The organism is Ochrobactrum sp. PL_is501 (assembly GCF_055816895.1).
The window spans coordinates 163,671-181,224 of the sequence record NZ_JBVPGR010000031.1 but is presented as its reverse complement, the minus strand read 5'-3'; the positions used below and the strand labels follow the sequence as shown (position 1 = coordinate 181,224).

General features: G+C 58.8%; 20 protein-coding genes and 2 tRNA genes. 7 read left to right on the top strand and 15 right to left on the bottom strand.

Annotated features, from left to right (window positions below; translation table 11 throughout):
- Window positions 1-12 precede the first annotated feature (12 nt).
- The 6 genes from AC0TOF_RS06670 to AC0TOF_RS06645 all read right to left on the bottom strand — a co-directional run bounded on the left by AC0TOF_RS06670 (window position 13) and on the right by AC0TOF_RS06645 (window position 5,629).
- The gene (locus AC0TOF_RS06670) at window positions 13-1,914 is read right to left on the bottom strand and encodes a nitric oxide reductase activation protein NorD (RefSeq protein ID WP_473767614.1); all 1,902 of its coding nucleotides are present in this window, start codon (window positions 1,912-1,914) and stop codon (window positions 13-15) included.
- 11 nt (window positions 1,915-1,925) lie between these two features.
- Window positions 1,926-2,738, bottom strand: a complete 813-nt coding sequence (locus AC0TOF_RS06665; RefSeq protein WP_473767613.1) for an AAA family ATPase — start codon at window positions 2,736-2,738, stop codon at window positions 1,926-1,928.
- Window positions 2,739-2,799: 61 nt separating this feature from the next.
- A complete protein-coding gene (locus tag AC0TOF_RS06660) occupies window positions 2,800-4,146 on the bottom strand; it encodes a nitric-oxide reductase large subunit (RefSeq protein WP_122000094.1) in 1,347 nt (448 codons plus the stop codon).
- Between the two features lie 26 nt (window positions 4,147-4,172).
- Window positions 4,173-4,625, bottom strand: a complete 453-nt coding sequence (locus AC0TOF_RS06655; protein ID WP_006466562.1) for a c-type cytochrome — start codon at window positions 4,623-4,625, stop codon at window positions 4,173-4,175.
- A gap of 159 nt (window positions 4,626-4,784) precedes the next feature.
- Window positions 4,785-5,057 carry a cytochrome C oxidase subunit IV family protein gene (locus AC0TOF_RS06650; protein ID WP_473767612.1) on the bottom strand — a complete coding sequence of 91 codons (273 nt, stop codon included), beginning with the start codon at window positions 5,055-5,057 and terminating at the stop codon, window positions 4,785-4,787.
- An 8-nt stretch (window positions 5,058-5,065) separates the two neighbouring features.
- Window positions 5,066-5,629: a cytochrome c oxidase subunit 3 gene (locus AC0TOF_RS06645; RefSeq protein ID WP_473767611.1), complete on the bottom strand. Its 564-nt coding sequence runs from the start codon at window positions 5,627-5,629 to the stop codon at window positions 5,066-5,068.
- A 103-nt stretch (window positions 5,630-5,732) separates the two neighbouring features.
- Here AC0TOF_RS06645 and AC0TOF_RS06640 point away from each other — a divergent pair, with 103 nt between their 5' ends.
- Entirely contained in the window at window positions 5,733-5,888 is a 156-nt protein-coding gene (locus AC0TOF_RS06640) for a hypothetical protein (protein WP_010660610.1), read from the top strand.
- Window positions 5,889-6,031: 143 nt separating this feature from the next.
- On the opposite strand, the gene AC0TOF_RS06635 is transcribed toward AC0TOF_RS06640, so the two are convergent.
- The 9 genes from AC0TOF_RS06635 to AC0TOF_RS06595 form a co-directional block, all read right to left on the bottom strand.
- A complete protein-coding gene (locus AC0TOF_RS06635) occupies window positions 6,032-6,727 on the bottom strand; it encodes a Crp/Fnr family transcriptional regulator (protein WP_473767610.1) in 696 nt (231 codons plus the stop codon).
- A gap of 99 nt (window positions 6,728-6,826) precedes the next feature.
- Window positions 6,827-7,747 (bottom strand): SUMF1/EgtB/PvdO family nonheme iron enzyme, encoded by a 921-nt coding sequence (locus tag AC0TOF_RS06630; protein ID WP_473767609.1) that lies wholly within the window; start codon window positions 7,745-7,747, stop codon window positions 6,827-6,829.
- Between the two features lie 129 nt (window positions 7,748-7,876).
- Window positions 7,877-9,007 carry a copper-containing nitrite reductase gene (gene nirK, locus AC0TOF_RS06625; RefSeq protein ID WP_006466572.1) on the bottom strand — a complete coding sequence of 377 codons (1,131 nt, stop codon included), beginning with the start codon at window positions 9,005-9,007 and terminating at the stop codon, window positions 7,877-7,879.
- A gap of 279 nt (window positions 9,008-9,286) precedes the next feature.
- Window positions 9,287-9,604 carry a metal-sulfur cluster assembly factor gene (locus AC0TOF_RS06620; protein WP_122000100.1) on the bottom strand — a complete coding sequence of 106 codons (318 nt, stop codon included), beginning with the start codon at window positions 9,602-9,604 and terminating at the stop codon, window positions 9,287-9,289.
- A gap of 5 nt (window positions 9,605-9,609) precedes the next feature.
- Window positions 9,610-10,143, bottom strand: coding sequence for a DUF2249 domain-containing protein (locus tag AC0TOF_RS06615; protein WP_473767608.1), 534 nt, complete (start codon window positions 10,141-10,143; stop codon window positions 9,610-9,612).
- A complete protein-coding gene (locus tag AC0TOF_RS06610) occupies window positions 10,140-11,507 on the bottom strand; it encodes a hypothetical protein (RefSeq protein WP_473767607.1) in 1,368 nt (455 codons plus the stop codon). Before AC0TOF_RS06610 ends, AC0TOF_RS06615 begins: the two co-directional genes overlap by 4 nt.
- A gap of 34 nt (window positions 11,508-11,541) precedes the next feature.
- Window positions 11,542-11,829, bottom strand: a complete 288-nt coding sequence (locus AC0TOF_RS06605; protein ID WP_122000103.1) for a DUF2249 domain-containing protein — start codon at window positions 11,827-11,829, stop codon at window positions 11,542-11,544.
- Between the two features lie 202 nt (window positions 11,830-12,031).
- Entirely contained in the window at window positions 12,032-12,475 is a 444-nt protein-coding gene (locus tag AC0TOF_RS06600) for an SRPBCC family protein (RefSeq protein WP_473767606.1), read from the bottom strand.
- A gap of 20 nt (window positions 12,476-12,495) precedes the next feature.
- Window positions 12,496-13,107, bottom strand: coding sequence for a TetR/AcrR family transcriptional regulator (locus AC0TOF_RS06595; RefSeq protein ID WP_473767605.1), 612 nt, complete (start codon window positions 13,105-13,107; stop codon window positions 12,496-12,498).
- A gap of 328 nt (window positions 13,108-13,435) precedes the next feature.
- Between AC0TOF_RS06595 and AC0TOF_RS06590 the strand changes: the two genes are divergently transcribed.
- The 6 genes from AC0TOF_RS06590 to AC0TOF_RS06565 all read left to right on the top strand — a co-directional run bounded on the left by AC0TOF_RS06590 (window position 13,436) and on the right by AC0TOF_RS06565 (window position 17,546).
- Window positions 13,436-13,512 (top strand) — tRNA-Asp (locus AC0TOF_RS06590).
- A gap of 339 nt (window positions 13,513-13,851) precedes the next feature.
- A tRNA-Asp gene (locus AC0TOF_RS06585) sits at window positions 13,852-13,928 on the top strand.
- A 466-nt stretch (window positions 13,929-14,394) separates the two neighbouring features.
- Entirely contained in the window at window positions 14,395-15,579 is a 1,185-nt protein-coding gene (locus tag AC0TOF_RS06580) for an alpha/beta hydrolase (RefSeq protein ID WP_473767604.1), read from the top strand.
- A 396-nt stretch (window positions 15,580-15,975) separates the two neighbouring features.
- On the top strand, window positions 15,976-16,341 hold the full coding sequence (locus AC0TOF_RS06575) for an NADH-quinone oxidoreductase subunit A (RefSeq protein ID WP_006466588.1): 366 nt from the start codon (window positions 15,976-15,978) through the stop codon (window positions 16,339-16,341).
- The gene (locus tag AC0TOF_RS06570; protein WP_006466589.1) at window positions 16,332-16,913 is read left to right on the top strand and encodes a NuoB/complex I 20 kDa subunit family protein; all 582 of its coding nucleotides are present in this window, start codon (window positions 16,332-16,334) and stop codon (window positions 16,911-16,913) included. The genes AC0TOF_RS06575 and AC0TOF_RS06570 overlap by 10 nt, the downstream gene beginning before the upstream one ends.
- Before the next feature lie 24 nt (window positions 16,914-16,937).
- Window positions 16,938-17,546 (top strand): NADH-quinone oxidoreductase subunit C, encoded by a 609-nt coding sequence (locus AC0TOF_RS06565; protein WP_122000108.1) that lies wholly within the window; start codon window positions 16,938-16,940, stop codon window positions 17,544-17,546.
- Window positions 17,547-17,554 lie beyond the last annotated feature (8 nt).

Sequence of the window (17,554 nt, the reverse complement as noted above, 5' to 3'; positions counted from 1 at the left end):
TGCCTGTCCGGCTCAGCCAGTCATCATCCGATAGATCGCTGGCAGAGCGAATGGCAGTTTCGACAGTTTGGCGACGAGCGCATAGTTTCTCCGGCCGAAAAGTGCGGGGAGATAGCTGCTCGCCTCGCGGTCGACCGTCACGGCAAAGACGTTGACGCCTCTGGCGCGCGCTTCTTGGACCGCTCTGCGGCTGTCTTCGAGCGCGAACCGGCCTTCATAGTGATCGACATCGTTCGGTTTGCCGTCGGTCAGCACCAGCAGAAGCTTCTTTCGGTTGGGCTGTTCGGCAAGCTTTGCCGTCGAATGGCGGATGGCCGCTCCCATGCGCGTGTAGAAACCGGGTTTCAGCGCCGCAATGCGGTGCTCGACCGCTGGCCCGAAAGCTTCGTCAAAGTCCTTCACCGTCTCGACCCGCACCCATGAGCGGCGGCGCGAGGTAAAGGTCTGGATGGAGCAGCGGTCGCCACAGGCAGCAATGCCATTGGCCAGAACCAGAAGCGCCTCCTTTTCCACATCCAGCACACGCCGGTTGTCGATCCACGCATCGGTGGATAGCGACACATCGACCAGAATGGTAACGGCAAGGTCGTTTGCCTTGGGGCGGCTCATCAGATGCACACGGTCGCTGCCCTGACCGCCAGCGGCAAAGTCGCATCGCGAACGGACCACGGCATCGAGGTCGAGATCATTGCCATCGAGCTGTGCACGCATCAATTCTCGGCCCGGACGCAGGATCTCGAACTGGCGGCGCACGCGGCGCACGAGGCTTCGCGCTTCGTCATCCAGTTCCAGAGCGTCTTCGCGGGCCTGCGCCGGTGCCGCCAGAACGCTGCAATGATCCTGAAGATAGGTCGCCTTGCGGTAATCCCATTCCGGATAGGTCAGTTTGGCGGAAAGAGCCGCCCGATCGACGGCTTCGGGCGGCAGATCGAGGTCGAACCGGAAACGCGCAGCCGGTCTGCCCTTGCGCTCGCCCAATGTGAGATCGTCAAGCTCATCGGCGGATTTGGCGTTCTGTTCATCGCTATCGTCGGTTGGCCGGTCGACGCTTACCATTTCGGCCATGGCCAGGATTTTCTCGAAACGGTTGAGAATGAACGGGCTACGGTCGGCCAGTCTCGGGTCCTGCTTTTCGCGGTTGGCGATCTGCCGCCCGGTTTCCACACCTTCCACCTTGCTGCCGGGCACCGGCTGGTCGTCGCTGTCACGCGGCGCGGTTTCCTCCCGCCTTATCAATTCCGGCCAGAGCGGAACGGGCAGGGCAGGCAGATAGCCCGCTGGCGCGCAATGTGGAAAGATCGTGGGGAGGCTGTCATCCGGCAATCCGGCCCCCTGCTTCAGAAGCGCCAGAATGCGCTCTTCCACCTGTCGCTCCAGCCCATGGAGCGAACGTTTCGGACGTACAGCGAGCAACGCTTCGCACAGGCGCGCATAGCGGTTCTGCAAACCGGGAAAAACCCGGCAAGTCTTCGCAACCGTCTCCGACGCCAACGCAAGCGACGCAAGATTGCGGCGCAGCGGATCGGTGGAAGGCTCGTTCACCTCAACCGGCATGACCGCCATGTAACCGGCAAGCCAGACGTAAAGATCGTAATTGAGCGCGCTGTCGGGAAAGAGCGCGATCTCCGGCGGCAGCATCAAAGTCGCTTCGTCCCGCAATGGCTGGCTGAGTTTTTCCTCGCCCAGAGCCATGCGCTGCCGCAACCCCAGCCTATGCCCGGAAGTTCGGGCGCGGGCAGGGGCAATCTGCACGGCAACATCGCCGCCAAAACCACGAAAGCAGATGGCGAGCTTCTGGCGAATATCGCCAAGCTGTACGGCGTGCTCGGGATAATGCGGCCACGATCCCGTCTTGCCGATCAGGCGATGCCACGCCCGACCGACTGTTTCCTCCAGTTCCAGAAAATCCAGCATTGCGGCCCCGCCTATTTCAGCATTGCATCAGCGACTTCAATCAGGGCGGCTTTCACGTCCGGCTCATCGGTCAGCGGCTCGATCATCGCGGCGCGCGCCGCTTCGCGTTGCGACATGCCTGCCTCGATCAGCGTCGCGCAGTAGACCAGCAAGCGTGTGGAAACGCCTTCTTCCAGATCATGCCCTTTCAAGCCGCGTAAGCGGTGAGCCAGTGCCACCAGCGGCGCGACCATGTGGGCAGCGAGGCCGCTTTCTTCACTCACCACTGCGATTTCCTGTTCCTTGGGCAGAAAGTCGAACTCGATGGCGACGAAGCGCTGGCGTGTGCTTGGCTTGAGGGACTTCAGCAGGTTCTGGTAGCCCGGATTATAGGACACGACGAGCATGAAGCCATCCGGCGCTTCCAGCAGTTCGCCGGTGCGTTCCAATGGCAGAAGGCGGCGGTCGTCAGTCAGCGGATGCAGAACCACGGCCACATCCTTGCGCGCTTCGACAATCTCGTCGAGATAGCAGATGCCGCCCTCGCGCACGGCGCGGGTCAGCGGGCCGTCGACCCATATTGTATCGCCGCCCTTCAGCAGATAGCGCCCGGTCAGATCGGCAGCAGCCAGATCGTCATGGCAGGAAACCGTCGAGAGCGGCAGGCCGAGCTTTGCGGCCATATGGCTTACAAACCGTGTCTTGCCGCAGCCGGTCGGGCCTTTCAGCAGCAGCGGCAGCTTGCGCGTCCAGGCCATTTCAAAGAGCGCACATTCGTTGCCGGACGGGCTGTATGGCGGGATCGAGACATTGGCATTTTCTACATTTCTGAGAATGGGGTTCATGGCCGTTTTCCTTTGTGTCAGACAATGAAGCCCCGCCAATGGCGGGGCTTGTTGGCAGCGATCATTCGGCAGGCTGTATCAAGGGGCTTGCGTTTTCGCGGCGTTCCTTGCCCGGAACCAGCACGGCCCAGATGAACATGAAGGCCGAGATCACCACCACGACGCCGGAGCCGAGGCGTATCCAGTAGAATACGGCCAGCTGGTCCTGCACATTCATGAATCCTTCTCCCAACACACGCTGGAGATGGGTCTGGACGACGCCTGCGAAGGTCAGCGCGAAGGTCATCACGGACATGGCGGTGCACATGGCCCAGAAGCTCACCATGGAAAGCATCTGGTTATAGGGCGCCCGCCCGCGCAGTTCGGGGATCGCATAGGCCATGACTGCGAGGTTGAGCATGACATAGGCGCCGAAGAAGGCGAGGTGTCCGTGGGCGGCAGTAAGCTGCGTGCCGTGGGTGTAGTAGTTGACCGACGACAGCGTATGCAGGAAGCCCCATACGCCTGCCCCGAAGAAGGCCATTACCGAACAGCCGATGGACCACAGAAGGGCCGCACGGTTCGGGTGTTTGCGACCGGCCTTCCATGTCATCACGAAGGTGAAGATGACCATGGTGAAGAACGGCGCGACTTCCAGCGTGGAGAACAGCGAGCCGATCCACTGCCAGTAACCGGGTGCGCCGATCCAGTAATAATGGTGGCCGGTGCCGAGAATGCCGGAAAACAGGGCGAGACCGACAATGACATAGAGCCATTTTTCCACGACTTCGCGGTCGATGCCATTGAGCTTGATCATCAGGAAGGCGAGGATCGACGCCATGATCAGTTCCCACACGCCTTCAACCCACAGATGGATGACGTACCACCAGTAAAGCTTGTCGAGCGCGAGATTGATCGGATTGTAGAAGGCGAAGAGGAAGAACAGCGCCAGCCCCCACAGACCGAACAGAAGAATGTTGGTCACGGTGGTCTTGCGGCCCTTGAGCGCCGTCAGCGTGATGTTGAACAGGAATATCAGGCAGACAACGACGATGCCGACCTTGATGATGAATGGCTGTTCGAGAAATTCACGCCCCTCGTGAATATGGAACAGGTAACCGACAACGGCGATACCTGCCGCCACGAAGAACAGCCAGAACTGGATGACAGCAAGCTTGGTGCTGTAAAGTTCGGTTTCGGTTTCTTCCGGCAGCAGATAATAGGTCGAACCCATGAACCCCATCAAAAGCCACACGACCAGCGCGTTGGTGTGGATCATGCGGACGATGTTGAAGGGCAGAAGCTCGGAGAGCGTATTGGGCAGAACATAGATCGTACCGGCGAGAACGCCGAATGCGACCTGCGCGATGAACAGCACGAGTGCTCCATAAAAATAGAGCATCGCGACCTTTTGGCTTTCATATTTCATAATGTGTAACTCCGTTCATCCCGCGCTCAGCCTGCCTCGTTGGGCGGCCAGTCCTGCGTCTTGATGCGGCTGGTCCATTCAAGGAAATCAGCCAGATCGTTGAGTTCCTGTTCGCTCAGGTTGAACTGGGGCATCTGGCGACGCCCTTCGATCCCCGTGGGTTGTGCCTGCATCCACGCTTTCATCGTCTCACGTGCGCCTTCCGGGTCTTCTTCGCCGCCCCAGCGCTTCCAGACATTGCCAAGCTCAGGCGCGAAATAGGCGCCTTCGCCAAGCAGCGTGTGGCAGTTGATGCAGGAGTTTTTCTCCCAGATGTGCTTGCCGCGGGCGACCGAGGCCGTCAGCGTGGATTCATCCGTGGATGTCGTTTTCATGTAATAGTGGCTGTGCGCCGTCAGCCCCACGAAGATCGCGAAAAAGAAAATAGACCCGCCATAGAAGACGTTTCGGGCGCCGGTCTTGGTTAGGCGTTCTGCCATCCCTTCGTCCTTTCATATGCCGGGGGACAAGGCCCCGGCAAAAAATCCCCCCGTCGATAATGCGGCTGGTCATTCCCCTCGCCAGCATCACGGGATAGGACTGTTCTATCGGTCGGAGGAAAGCCTTCTTTGCGATTTGGCAAAGACCAATACAGATGTTCAGAAGAGAGCACGCACAATGATGGAGCGCGCCAGCGCAAGCGCCAGCAAAATGGCGGGCCAGGCCAGAAGGGTCGGCTTCAATGTGCCGCTGGTTCCGCGCATTTCCATGAAATCGAGGATGACGAACCAGCCTTTCGCAAAAGCCAGAATCAACACCACGACGATGGCGGCGAGCATTCCGCCGCTGGTGGCTGCGATGAATGCGCCGCTCACCGCAAGGAGAACGAGAAAAACGAATGTTCGGGTCAGGGAAGGATCACGGTCGGACACTGCGGGCCTCAGGCAAGATAAAGGACAGGAAACATCACCAGCCATACGAGGTCGATGGCGTGCCAGAGCGTCGTGATCAGCAGGACATTGGAGCGTGTCGGTCGCCAAGCGACGAGCGCCAGAATGAGCGAGCCGAACAGCACATGCATCAGGTGAAAGCCGGTCAGCAGAAAATAAAGCTCGAAGAAGGAACCAGCCGCCTCATCGCCCGCGAACCGGATTTCATGCGAATATTCAACGAGCTTGATCGCCACGAAACCCAGGCCGAAAAAGGCGGCAAATAAAAGCGGACGGCGAGCCTGGCTCAGATCGTTGCGCCTGCGCACGGCAATTGCCGCCTGCCAGCCGCTCATCAGGAGCACGACGGTATTGGTCGCGGCGAGGGCAGGGTTCAGATGCGAACGCAACCGCGCCACCCCTTCTACGTCGATGATAGACATCACCATGAAAGCGACCAGCAGGATCGCGAAGGCGACGAGCTCGCTCCACACGAGAATCCACAGCAGAAGATCGTCTTCCGGGCGATCCTCTGCCCCCACTGCAACTATGCTCAAATCTTCGGTTCCAGACATGGAACATGCCTAGCGCCCGCAATTGGGAGCTTCTTTGCGTTTTGGCAAAGAACAAGCGCACTGATGGCGACATTGTATCGCCACCATAGCAAAGGGAATTTCAATGACGGACGCACAGATCGGACTCATGGTCGCGACACCGGCGATCATCGGCTTTTCACTGGTTCTCTATCGCATGGGAGCCTTGCAAGGCGCTGGCACCCTGTCCGCCGTTGCGGCTTCCATCGTGATTGCCGCCGTCCTTTTCCTCGGTCAGTAGGCGAGGGAGACGGGCGCCATGAATGCGCTGCCCGTCATCCCGAATCTCTTTGAAAAGAACTATCTTTAAATATTTGTTTTAGTTGGGTTTCAGTTCGTTGTTGGCGGCTGTTTTCGCCGAAATTTTCGTGTCTGCCCGCCGCTCTATCGCTCGCCGTCGGCAAGCCGCCTGATGCCCGACATATTGAGAACGGTCAGTTTCTGGCGTCCGCCGCGAACGAATCCCTGCGCTTCCCAGCCGGTGAGAATGCGCGACACCGTATGCAGCGTCGTCCCGGTCATTTCGGCGATATCCTGCTTGGTGATCGGAAAATCGATGCGGATGCCGTCTTCTTCTTTGCGTCCGGCCTGACGCGCAAGGCGCAGAACCGTGTGCGCGACGCGCCGTTCCACTTCTTCCGTCGACATTTCGCGGATGCGCGTATGGGCTTCTTCCAGCCGCTTGCCGATGGTCTGGATTGCATTCATCGCCAGACCGGGATTCTGCTCGACGAAATAGTCCCAAAGCTCGGTCGGCCAGGCGAGAACGATGCTTTCCGCCACGGCGACCGCCGTGCCGGGATAATCGCTTCTCTGCAAGGCTTTGGCAAATCCGAAAAGATCGCCCGGATGCACCATGCGGACGATGATCTGCTGTCCGTCCGGCGTCACCTGATTGACCTTCAATCGCCCATGCAGGAGGAGATAGAAAAGAACCGCATCGTCACCTTGTTCAAAGATCGCTTCTCCAGGAGGAACACGCTTTGTAGTTGCATAGGAAACAAGCTTGTCGAGTTCACCGTCACTCATTTTGGCGAACAGGGACAGTTTCCTGACGAGTCCGCGATCTATCATGGACATTGCGTTTCTCACACTCCAAATCCTGCGTCTACCTTAGCACAGCAATGCAGGCTTGGAATTGTTTTCGGAGCCGGGGATCGGGCATTCACAGCTAATCCCTCATGCGCCGATGTTCTGGATACGCTTCCACACCACGGCATACCAGCGGTTGTCGCGCACCAGCCTGAAACCGAGATTGTCGGGCGGGACGCCGACGCTGCATCCTCCGGTTTTCGGGTTGCGGATGAACGAGCTCATCGCGGCGCGGTGCTTGCCGTTGACCACATAAACACCGCACGAGGGCACTTCCGCAACCTGCTTGCCATAGGCATCGATATTGACACGGCGGTGGCAGGTCTGCGTCCATTCCCACACATTGCCTGCAATGTCGGCTACTCCGAGTTCATTGACGCCGAATGCTCCGGCAGGGCGTCGCGCCGGGCTTCTGTCCAGCTTGCGGGCGCTTTGCTTTTCATAGTCCCTCAGCCAGCGGACTGCCGGATTGCTGGCGGAATCATCCTCGATGCCCAGCGCATCATCGGGAAAGCGCGAGCCTGCGGCGAAAGCCCATTGCTCGTCTGTCGGCAGGTGCCAGTTTTCGCCGGTCTTGCGCGACAGCCAGTCGGCATAGGCCTGTGCGTCATCGTAACTGACGCCGACGACAGGTGCCTCGGCACCCGGTGCATCGTGATTGTGCGGCAGGGCCTCGGCTGGCTGGCATGCGCCGTCCTCTACGCAAAGCTCGTAGTCAGCCGTGCCGACCTGATATTTCATGATCTCGAATGGCCGTGACAGCCTGCGGGTCGTCAACGGGGCGTCCACCGGATAATTGTTCTTCTGGAAGTCGCCATCGGCCCGATAAGTCATGGTGCGGGGCGTGATGACAACCGTTTCGGGACGCAGCGCGGACGCACCCGGCAGCGACTGGCCCGGACGTCCCACGGCGTCAACGACGAACAGTCCCGCGACGACCGCCAGCAGAACCGCCGGAACGGCCACCGCAAGCTCACGCAGGCACTTCTTTCCTTTGCACTTGTCCATCGGATAACAGGGGACCGCATCCATCCGGGAGGCAGACGGATGCAGCCCCGAGCCTTTCATCCTAAAGCATCATTGGGGAAGATTTAGCCAAAGGCGCCCCGGGAGGCGAAGCGCCTTCATGCATTTGCCTTATGTGCCCGACGGCGCGAGAACCGAGGTCATCAGGTCGTCGTTCCATTCGCCGGTGACCTTGAAATGGGCTGCCGCGCCAAGTTCAAAAGCCTCGATCAGATTGTGGTTCACATAGGCATAGATGCCCGGCTGCTGGAACGTATAGAAAGCTGCTCCGGCTGCGCCGCCCGGGATGAACCAGGTTTCCTGATCGACGTCCGGCGGGGTGTTGAACTTGCCGGTCGACCAGACATAATCCCCGTGACCTCCGATCAGGTGCGGCCTGGTATCGCGATTGGCCTGCGAATGGACGATCAGGACCTTCTCGCCAACTGCCGCCGTCATCGCCTTGTCGCCGGTGAGGGCGCCGACAGCACCGTTGAACACAACATGGGTCGGGGTGAGGGTGCGCATGACCTTGACGGTGTCTTCATATGCGTCGCCCGGCGCATCGTATTTCTTGAATTTCCCGTTCTCGTCACGCGGCACATAGAAATCCTGCTCGCCGACATAATAGATCTTGTCATAGGTCAGGGCTTTGCCCTTGCCGTCATGCAGTCCCTCGCGCGGCAGCACCATGATCGCGCCGTTCATGCCCGAGACGACATGCCACGGAACCATTCCGGGAGGTGCGCAGTGGTAGACGAAGACGCCGGGCTTGGTCGCCTTGAAGCGCAGGATGGTCTTCTCGCCCGGATTGATTTCGGTCAGCCCGCCGCCGCCAAGCGCACCCGTTGCCGCATGGAAATCGATATTGTGCATCAGCGTGTTGGTTTCGGGGTTGATGAGCGTCAGCTCGACATAATCGTCCTGATGCACGACCATCAGCGGTCCCGGAACCGTGCCGTTGAACGCCATGGCGTGAACTTCGGTTCCCGCGTCATCGATGACGATCTTCTTTTCCTCGATCACCATGGTGAATTCGATCACCTTGGGGCCGCCCTCGGCAACCTGAGTGTGGGCGTGCACGAAGGGAGGGTCCACCAACTCCACCTTCTGGCGCGGCAGCGCCGCTATCTCCGCAGCACTTGCCTTCCGCACCGCGCCCTGTCCCCAGGCCGATGTGGTTGCCAGCACCGGCGCGAGCGCCCCAGCCAGGGCGGCTCCCGCCAATATGCTGCGGCGGCTGATTTGCATCTGGTCGACCATCGATACTCTCCTTTACGATAGGACCGAGCATTTCCTGCTCTGTCATGACGACTATAGAAAAGGCCGTGTGGATGGTCCTTGACTGCGATCAAGGTGACGCAGAAAATCGGGTAATATTAATAATGCAATATCAATGGCTTATCTTGATTGATTGATTTATGTTTCGTCTTGTTTGCGCTGGCGCAAAGGCTTGACGGCAAAAAGGTTCTGCCCAAACAGAAACCAGCGAACAGTCTGGCACCGTTCGCTGGTTGCGATGATAGTTCGCGTGGCTTTGGATTATTCTCCAAATCGGGCCTGTACTTCAGGCGCTGCCATCTCCGGAATCCACTCCGGTTCATAGGTCAGTTCGACATTCACCGCGCGAACGCCTTCGACGGATTCGACGCTGGCGCGCACGGCATCGGTCAGAAAACCGGCTGCCGGGCAACCGGGTGTCGTGGTCGTCATGCTGATATCGACAACGCCGCCGTTCTGTATGTCGATGCTGTAGATCATGCCAAGGTCGATCAGGTTGAACCCGAGTTCGGGATCGAGCACCAGACGGAGATTATCGATGATTTGCTGTTCCATCGGGGCATCGGCTGCGGGATGCATGGCAACTACCTCGGCTGTCCGATGCGTATCATGATGCGATAGGCATTGCCGGTTTCGTCGAAATTGCCGACCCATGCATGGCCGCGATTCTCAAGCTCGGGGAACAGGAACAAAGGCTCCCGGTGCAGGAGGGCGAACAGAACCGCACCAGCGGGCATGTCCTCCACTTCGGCAAGAATGCGCACCATGGGTTCCGGCGGCTGCATGTCGGAACAGTCGAGATAGCGCGACGGTTCGGGCCAGACATCCGGCGAAACGACATTCTCCGAAAACCGCAATTCCGGCGCAGTATCCGCCGCCGGGCTGAAAAGCACCTGCCAGTCGCCGTTTTCCAGAGGCTCGGCTTTTGCGGAAAAGCCTTTCCGTTCCATGACGCTGAAAAGCGGTGCTGGTTTGAACGGCGCGATCAGCAGGAGGCTTTGCCCCGGCGCAAGGCCGTCGACTGCTTCCATGATGGCATTGAACGGTTCCACGCCGCCCTTGATCAGCGGGCGCACATCCAGCACATGGTGTGCGATGTCCTGAACTGAGGGTGTCATTTCGATCTCCTGAAAATTGGTTCACCGGCATAGATCAGATGCGGCAGGGTTGCCCCTTTTGGCAGACGCAGGCCGTTGGGTACATCAAGAAGCCGCCGGGCGCGAAAGAAGTGCACGGTCAATCCGAGTATGGCGACGAGATTCAAACCTGCGGCCAGACGAAACACGGTCGGATAACCGGCGATGAGGGCCAGCGTCCCGACTGCAACGCCGCTATAATAAAGAGCGAACCATTGCCGCGCGCGGCGTTCGCTGACCATATCCTGCACGCGCGGCGTCGGCGCGCGTCCCATGACGGGGCCATAGCATTCCAGCCAGGTCAGGAACGGTACGATCTTGTAGAGTTGGGCGAGGCTCAGGCCGCTCAGCCAGCCGAAGGTGAAGAGATAGACGAGACCGGCAATCATCTGATCGGAGGTGCCTGTCCAGAACAGGGCAATCGCCAGCAGAAGAGAAAGTCCAAGCGCGATGAAGGCCGGAATACTGGCGGCGCTGTTCAATTCAATCGTCTTGCGTTTGCGTTGCCGGTAGATCGCCTGAATATCGATCATATAAAGAGCGACGCAGGCGATGCCGGGAACGAGAGCCGCTGTGACGGCAACCTCGGTCGATCCCATTTCCATCGCTGCAATGACGATCCCGGCTGCAAGGATGGTGAGGGCGGCAGCACCTTCCCACCATATGATTCTGGTTGTCTGCCGCACGGCGTCGGGCGAAAGCATGAACATGGTCAGAAGTCTGTAGCTGACGCCCATGGCGGTAAACGTCATCCAGCCGCCAAGGCCAAGTGCGGCGTGAACCGGCAAGGCTGATCCCGCAATATCGAGCAGGACCGCCTGTTCCGCCAATCCGGAAAGCGTGAATGTGAAAACGCTGCCGAGCAGGGCGGTTATCACAAGGCAGCATATGCCGGCCGCGACGAACCGCGCGGGCAGGGCGATCGGGCGGGCAAGCCAGAGCGTCATGCCCAATATTGCGAAAATGATGGAGAAACCGCAGGTCAGCAGGATGCCGGATACCGGCAGCAGCCATGCCGGACTTTCCGCCAGCCCCGCCATGCCCGCAAAGCCGGTGAGCAGGCCGCAAAGGCCCGCCACCAGCAGAAGCAAGGCGGGAAGGCTCGCACGGCTTCCCCATAAGCGCCCGTTCACCAGAACCGGCACGAATTGCATGAGTGCGCCGCTCATCAGCAGGGCCAGCCATCCGATGGAAACGGCATGCACGACGATGAGCGTCTCGGCGGCGCGAATCCCATGAACCGGAAAGCCGAAACCACCCGTCATCAATCCAAGCCCAAAGACGAGGAAAGCCAGCGAAGCGGTAAAATAGGACAGGGTCCAACGGGAAAGCGTCGCGCCGATCATCTCAATTCGTCCGGGTCAGGGTGCCTATGAGACTTCAGTGATTGCCGCAGGTGCATTCATGGCCCGCGCCATGATGGACTTTTCGGCGGCCGATCTCGACCCGCCACAGCGGGCCTGTTTCCTTGTAGACCCAGGAGAAAGTGGCCGGATTGCGGGTTTCAAGCTGGTGGCGCAGCGGCACCGGATCGTGATCGTTGACGATTTCCAGCGCTTCGCCGGGTTCAAGCGCATCGATCATTGAGAAGATCGTCGCGTGCCGCGAAATGGGCGGTATGGTGCGAACATCAATTACCGGGGTTGGGGAGACAGGTTCTGCCGACATTTTTATTGTTCCGTGGCTGTCAGGCTTCGAAGCATGATGACGACAGCCGCATCATCATTGGAGCCATTCTAGAGTGACAGGCGCAAACCGGATTTGTTGTATCTCAAAGAAGACGGGAATTTCTGTCCGATATTCCATTCAATCGATGATGCGGGGCGGGCAATCTTTGTTGCCACCCCCGCACCTCATTCGTGAAACGGCGTTACTGGTTGATTTCAGGCTCGACCAGCTTCTTCAGCTTTTCGAGGGATTCCTGCCAGCCGAGATAGCAGGCCTCAGCGGGAATGATATCCGGCACGCCCTGCTGTTCGATATTGATTTCCGTCCCGACCGATACGGCTTTCAGCGTGATCGTGACTTTCATTTCGCCCGGCAGGTTGGGATCGTCGAAACTGTCCGTATAGACGAGCCTTTCTCCCGGAACGAGTTCGACATATGTGCCGCCGAATGAGTGGCATTGGCCCGTCGTAAAGTTCCGGAAAGACATTCTGTGCTTGCCGCCCACCTTTGCCTCCAGCTCATGGACGGTGCAGACAAAGCCATAGGGCGGCAGCCAGCTGGCGATGGCGTCCGGCTCGATGAAAGCGCGATAGACCTTTTCCGGCTTGGTGGCGAATACGCGGTGCAGGCGAATTGTGCTGGGCATGGTTTCCTCCCATGTGGTCCTCAGTTGGCGGGGTGCTTGAAAAGCAGGCTTATATATCGCTTGAGATGGTCGATGCTCTCGACCGCGCGCCGCGGATCGCCGCTTGCCTTGGCGATGATGAAGGCGCCCTGGATAACCGCCTGCGTATGAAGAGCGAGGCTTTCGGCGGTGAAATCACCGGCGACCGCATAGCGTTCCATCGCGGCTGCGATATCGGGGACAAGCGTGTCCGCATGGCTTGAAATGCTGGCCCAGCAGGCATCCCGGATAACGGAACTGGTCTCGTAGACCTCCTGCGTCATGGTGCCGACGAGACAGGTGAAATCCGGCAGTTCGCCTTGAATGAGCTGCTTGCGTAACTCGACATAGGCCAGCACGCGCTCAAGCGGCTCTTCCAGAGCGTGATAGGCGGCATCCGCAAAAAGCGCTCCCGTTGTTTCCGACCAGTAGTTCGCGGCGGCAACGGCCAGATCTTCCTTGCTGGAAAAATGGTGAAAGAAAGCGCCTTTCGACAGCGATGCCTTGGCGCATATGTCGTCCACCGTGGTCGCGGCGTAGCCCTTGGTGCGAATAACGCCAAGCGCTGCATCAAGCAGATTGGGCCGGGTTGATGGATTCTGTTTGCGTGCCATGAACGTACTCCTCAATAAACAATACCAACCAGTCGGTTTGAAATCAAGCAGGCAATTGCAGCCTGCCTGTTGCCGCGAGGAAGTGCGTGCTGGCGGAGGCGACCCGGATGATTCTGAAAACCGGGCTCGATTTAAGGCCGGAGCGGACTTGTGGATAAGTTCGATCCTATTGAAAAAGCCCGGAAATCGGGTCTTTTGCCGCAAAAGCGAAAATTCTTATCCTTTCTTCGTGACCCTTGCTTGACACTTGTTCGAGAACCCCTTAAACGACCGCTCACACCGGACGGAAACGCCGGTGCGACGCAGCCTCAGGGCTGCCGAGAAATGCGCGGGTGTAGCTCAGTTGGTTAGAGTGCCGGCCTGTCACGCCGGAGGTCGCGGGTTCGAGCCCCGTCACTCGCGCCACTTTCCTCTCAACATATCGATAGATTGAAGTTGACACGAAAGTGGCGCCCACCGCCTTTTCACTTCTTTTCCAGCCAGAACATTTCCAGCAAAGCGCGAAGCGGTTTTGCGCAGGATAGTGCGTGGAAGGGAGAGAGCTTGTCCAGTGATTCAGTTTAACTGGAATGCTGGAGAATTGCTCACACCGGGAAGGCGTCGAAGCTTCCTGTGAATGATTTTCACAATATCGCGATTCTTCTCCAAACACGCGCTTGACACTTGTTCGAGAACCCCTTAAACGACCGCTCACACCGGACGGAAACGCCGGTGCGACGCAGCCTCAGGGTTGCCGAAAAATGCGCGGGTGTAGCTCAGTTGGTTAGAGTGCCGGCCTGTCACGCCGGAGGTCGCGGGTTCGAGCCCCGTCACTCGCGCCACTTTCCTCTCAACATATCGATAGATTGAAGTTGATGCGAAAGTGGCGCCCACCGCCTCGTTTTCGAAGAATCTCCAGGAAATCACCGGGTCGCGGCTGTTATTTGGAAAACTGCTTCCACGACAGATAAGCGACCGACAGTATGATCGCTGCGATGGCGAGAAGATCGCCGCTGGCGAGCAGGTAATGGCTCATGCGTGACCTCCTTGTAGTCGACAATAGGCTCCATGATAGCCGGTGCGACTGCGATCTGAAGGCATGGCTTCGCAAGGCTTTCGGCATTTGATGCGCTTCCATTCCAAGTTTGACCGCAAACGCGAACGGAATTTTCCATCCTCGGGGCAGGCGCCCTTACGCCTTGAAAAGTCGCTACGGAAAACCGGCCGCCTTGCCCGTGCATTGCCAAGGGCCTGATTTCCTGTTTTCAATCGCGTGGAACCGGATCACAGGAACGGATCGCTGCGACGATGACCCGACACGCTTTTCTTGGTGTGCTTGCAACGTTTTTGATTCTTTCCGGCTGTGACACGCCGCGCGCCGTGTTGTGGCACGGGCCGAATTCAAGCCCGCAATCGGTGGCAGCGGCTGAAGCCGCCATCGTCAAGCCGGCGACGCCCGCGGCGGTGGTGCCCATCTATGTTGCGACGAGCCGCCAGCGCTCGGCCGATTTCTCGCAGCCCTACAATTCAAATCGCTCGAAAACGCTGAATTTCGCGCAGGTCGATGTCGGCATTCCCGCAGCCCATGTCAAAGGACAGGTCGAGTCGACCGGCTACAAGCCGGACCCGGCCAGAAATTTCGCGGCGACCGCATTCCAGCCATACGACAATGCGGAACAATTTCTCGCACAATTGAATGCAGCCCTGGCGAAGCAGGGGCCGAAGGACAGGGAAATCCTGATCTTCGTGCATGGCTACAACAATAATTTTGCCGACAGCACATTCCGCACCGCGCAGTTCGTCCATGATTACAAGATGAAGTCGGTGGCGGTCGAATATGCCTGGCCATCGGGCGGCGATCTCGGCCTTTATGTCTATGATCGCGACAGCGCCGACTTTGCGCGGGACGGTCTGGCGCGGCTGCTCGAGCTTGTCGCCCGCAGCAAGGCCGAACGCATTGTTCTGGTCGGCCATTCCATGGGCGGCTTTGTCACCATGGAGGCTTTGAGAACCCTGTCGCTGCTGGGCGAGAAGGATGTGCTGCGTCGCATCACGGCGCTGCTGCTCGCCGCGCCCGACATAGATCTCGACGTCTTTGAAAAGCAGATAAAGGATATCAACCCCATGCCGCATCCGACGGCGGTGATGACATCGCGCAGCGATCGGGCGCTCGGCGTCTCTTCCTTCATTACCGGCGGTCATGCGCGGGTAGGGGACGGCACCAGTATTCCGACGCTCCAGAAATACGGAATCGCCGTGATAGACGCGACCGATCTGGATGGTGGCGCGCACAATGTCTTTGCATCTTCGCCGTCACTCATGGCTCTGGTCAGCGACGGCACTCTCTCGCTGGGGGCATTGAACGCGCGGGCAAGCCAGGCGACGGGGCAGGCGGTGCTGGCGGACGGCGCTTCCGCAATCAGGGGTGCGGCATCGCTTGTGCTGTATCTGCCTGGCAGGTTGGTCGGCGCGGGGGCTTCCGCCGCTCCTTGAGTGTATTTTCAGGCGGGTTGGGCCCGCCGATTTTTATTCCCAAGTTGCTGGCAATTGATTCTCCCGGCGATTGCCGAGTGAGGCAGGCCGTGCGACTTTTCCTCACGAAATTATGATCTTTTCATGTTATAGGGGTTTTAAGGGCGATAAGCGGGCCGGATGCATGGCTTGTTAAGCATCTTGGCGCGACTTTGCCCAACAGAACGTGCCGGAGGGGTTGCGCTTGCGCGTGCGCTGCGATAACCGTCCGGGCGAAAAGCGCTTAGTTCGCACGGTATGCCTTTTGAAGCTGCTTGGGCGACGAGGTTGCAACAGATGCAATGTGTCGCATGGCCGTGAGCTTCAAAAAGCTTATGACAGGCGGCGCAGCCTCGTATTCAAGCCGGATAAAGGACCATGAACGAGCTTTTAAGTTCCTACCTGCCGATCGTCATCTTTCTCGGCATTGCGATGGTAATTGGTGTAGCCCTTCTGGTTGCGCCGTTTCTTGTCGCTTACAGACAGCCCGACCCGGAAAAGCTTTCCGCTTACGAGTGCGGCTTCAATGCCTTCGATGACGCCCGTATGAAGTTCGACATCCGTTTCTATCTGGTGTCGATTCTCTTCATCATCTTCGATCTGGAAGTCGCCTTCCTTTTCCCATGGGCTGTGTCCTTTGGTGAAATCGGCTGGTTCGGCTTTGCGTCGATGATGGTGTTCCTTGGCGTTCTGACCATCGGCTTCATTTATGAATGGAAGAAGGGAGCGCTGGAATGGGATTGACCTCAGCCAACACGACGCTCGTGGCTCCGCAGCCGAAGGGCATTCTTGACCCGCGCACGGGCAAGCCTGTCGGTTCCGACGATGCATTCTTCAACGATCTGAACAGCGAGCTTTCCGACAAGGGATTCATCGTCACCTCCGCTGACGCTCTGATTACCTGGGCGCGTACCGGCTCGCTGATGTGGATGACCTTCGGCCTCGCATGCTGCGCCGTGGAAATGATGCACATTTCCATGCCGCGTTACGACGCCGAGCGTTTCGGTATCGCTCCGCGCGCTTCGCCGCGTCAGTCCGACGTGATGATCGTCGCCGGCACGCTGACCAACAAGATGGCGCCCGCTCTGCGCAAGGTCTACGACCAGATGCCGGAGCCGCGTTACGTTATCTCGATGGGTTCCTGCGCCAATGGCGGCGGCTACTACCACTATTCCTATTCAGTGGTGCGTGGCTGCGATCGCGTGGTTCCGGTCGATATTTACGTTCCGGGCTGCCCGCCGACCGCTGAGGCGCTGCTCTACGGCATTCTCATGCTGCAGAAGAAGATCCGCCGTACCGGCACCATTGAACGCTAAGGCCGAAGAAAAGGACATTTGATCATGAGCGAAGAAGCTCTCGGTGAACTTTCCGGCTACATCAAGGAACGTCTCGGCGATGCGATCGAAGAGGCGAAGCTGGCCTATGGCGAGTTGACCCTGTCGGTTCCGGCCGCCAGCATCATCAGCGTTCTGACCTTCCTGCGTGATGATGTGCAGTGCCAGTTCGTCAACCTGACGGATATTTCGGGCGTCGACTATCCGCAGCGCGCCAAGCGCTTCGATGTCGTCTACCAGCTTATGTCTCCGCGCCAGAACCAGCGCATCCGCGTCAAGGTTCAAGCTGACGAAGATACGCTGGTGCCGTCTGCCGTTCCGGTCTTCGTTGGCGCTGAATGGTTCGAGCGCGAAACCTACGACATGTACGGCGTCCTGTTCTCCGGCCATCCGGACCTGCGCCGCATCCTGACCGACTACGGTTTCGAAGGCCATCCGCTGCGCAAGGACTTCCCGCTCACCGGCTTCGTCGAGGTTCGTTACAACAACGAGCTGAAGCGCGTCGCCTACGAGCCGGTACAGCTGCGCCAGGAGTTCCGCAACTTCGACTTCCTCTCGCCATGGGAAGGAACGGACTACGTTCTGCCGGGCGACGAGAAAGCCAAGGCGAACTGAGGACATGC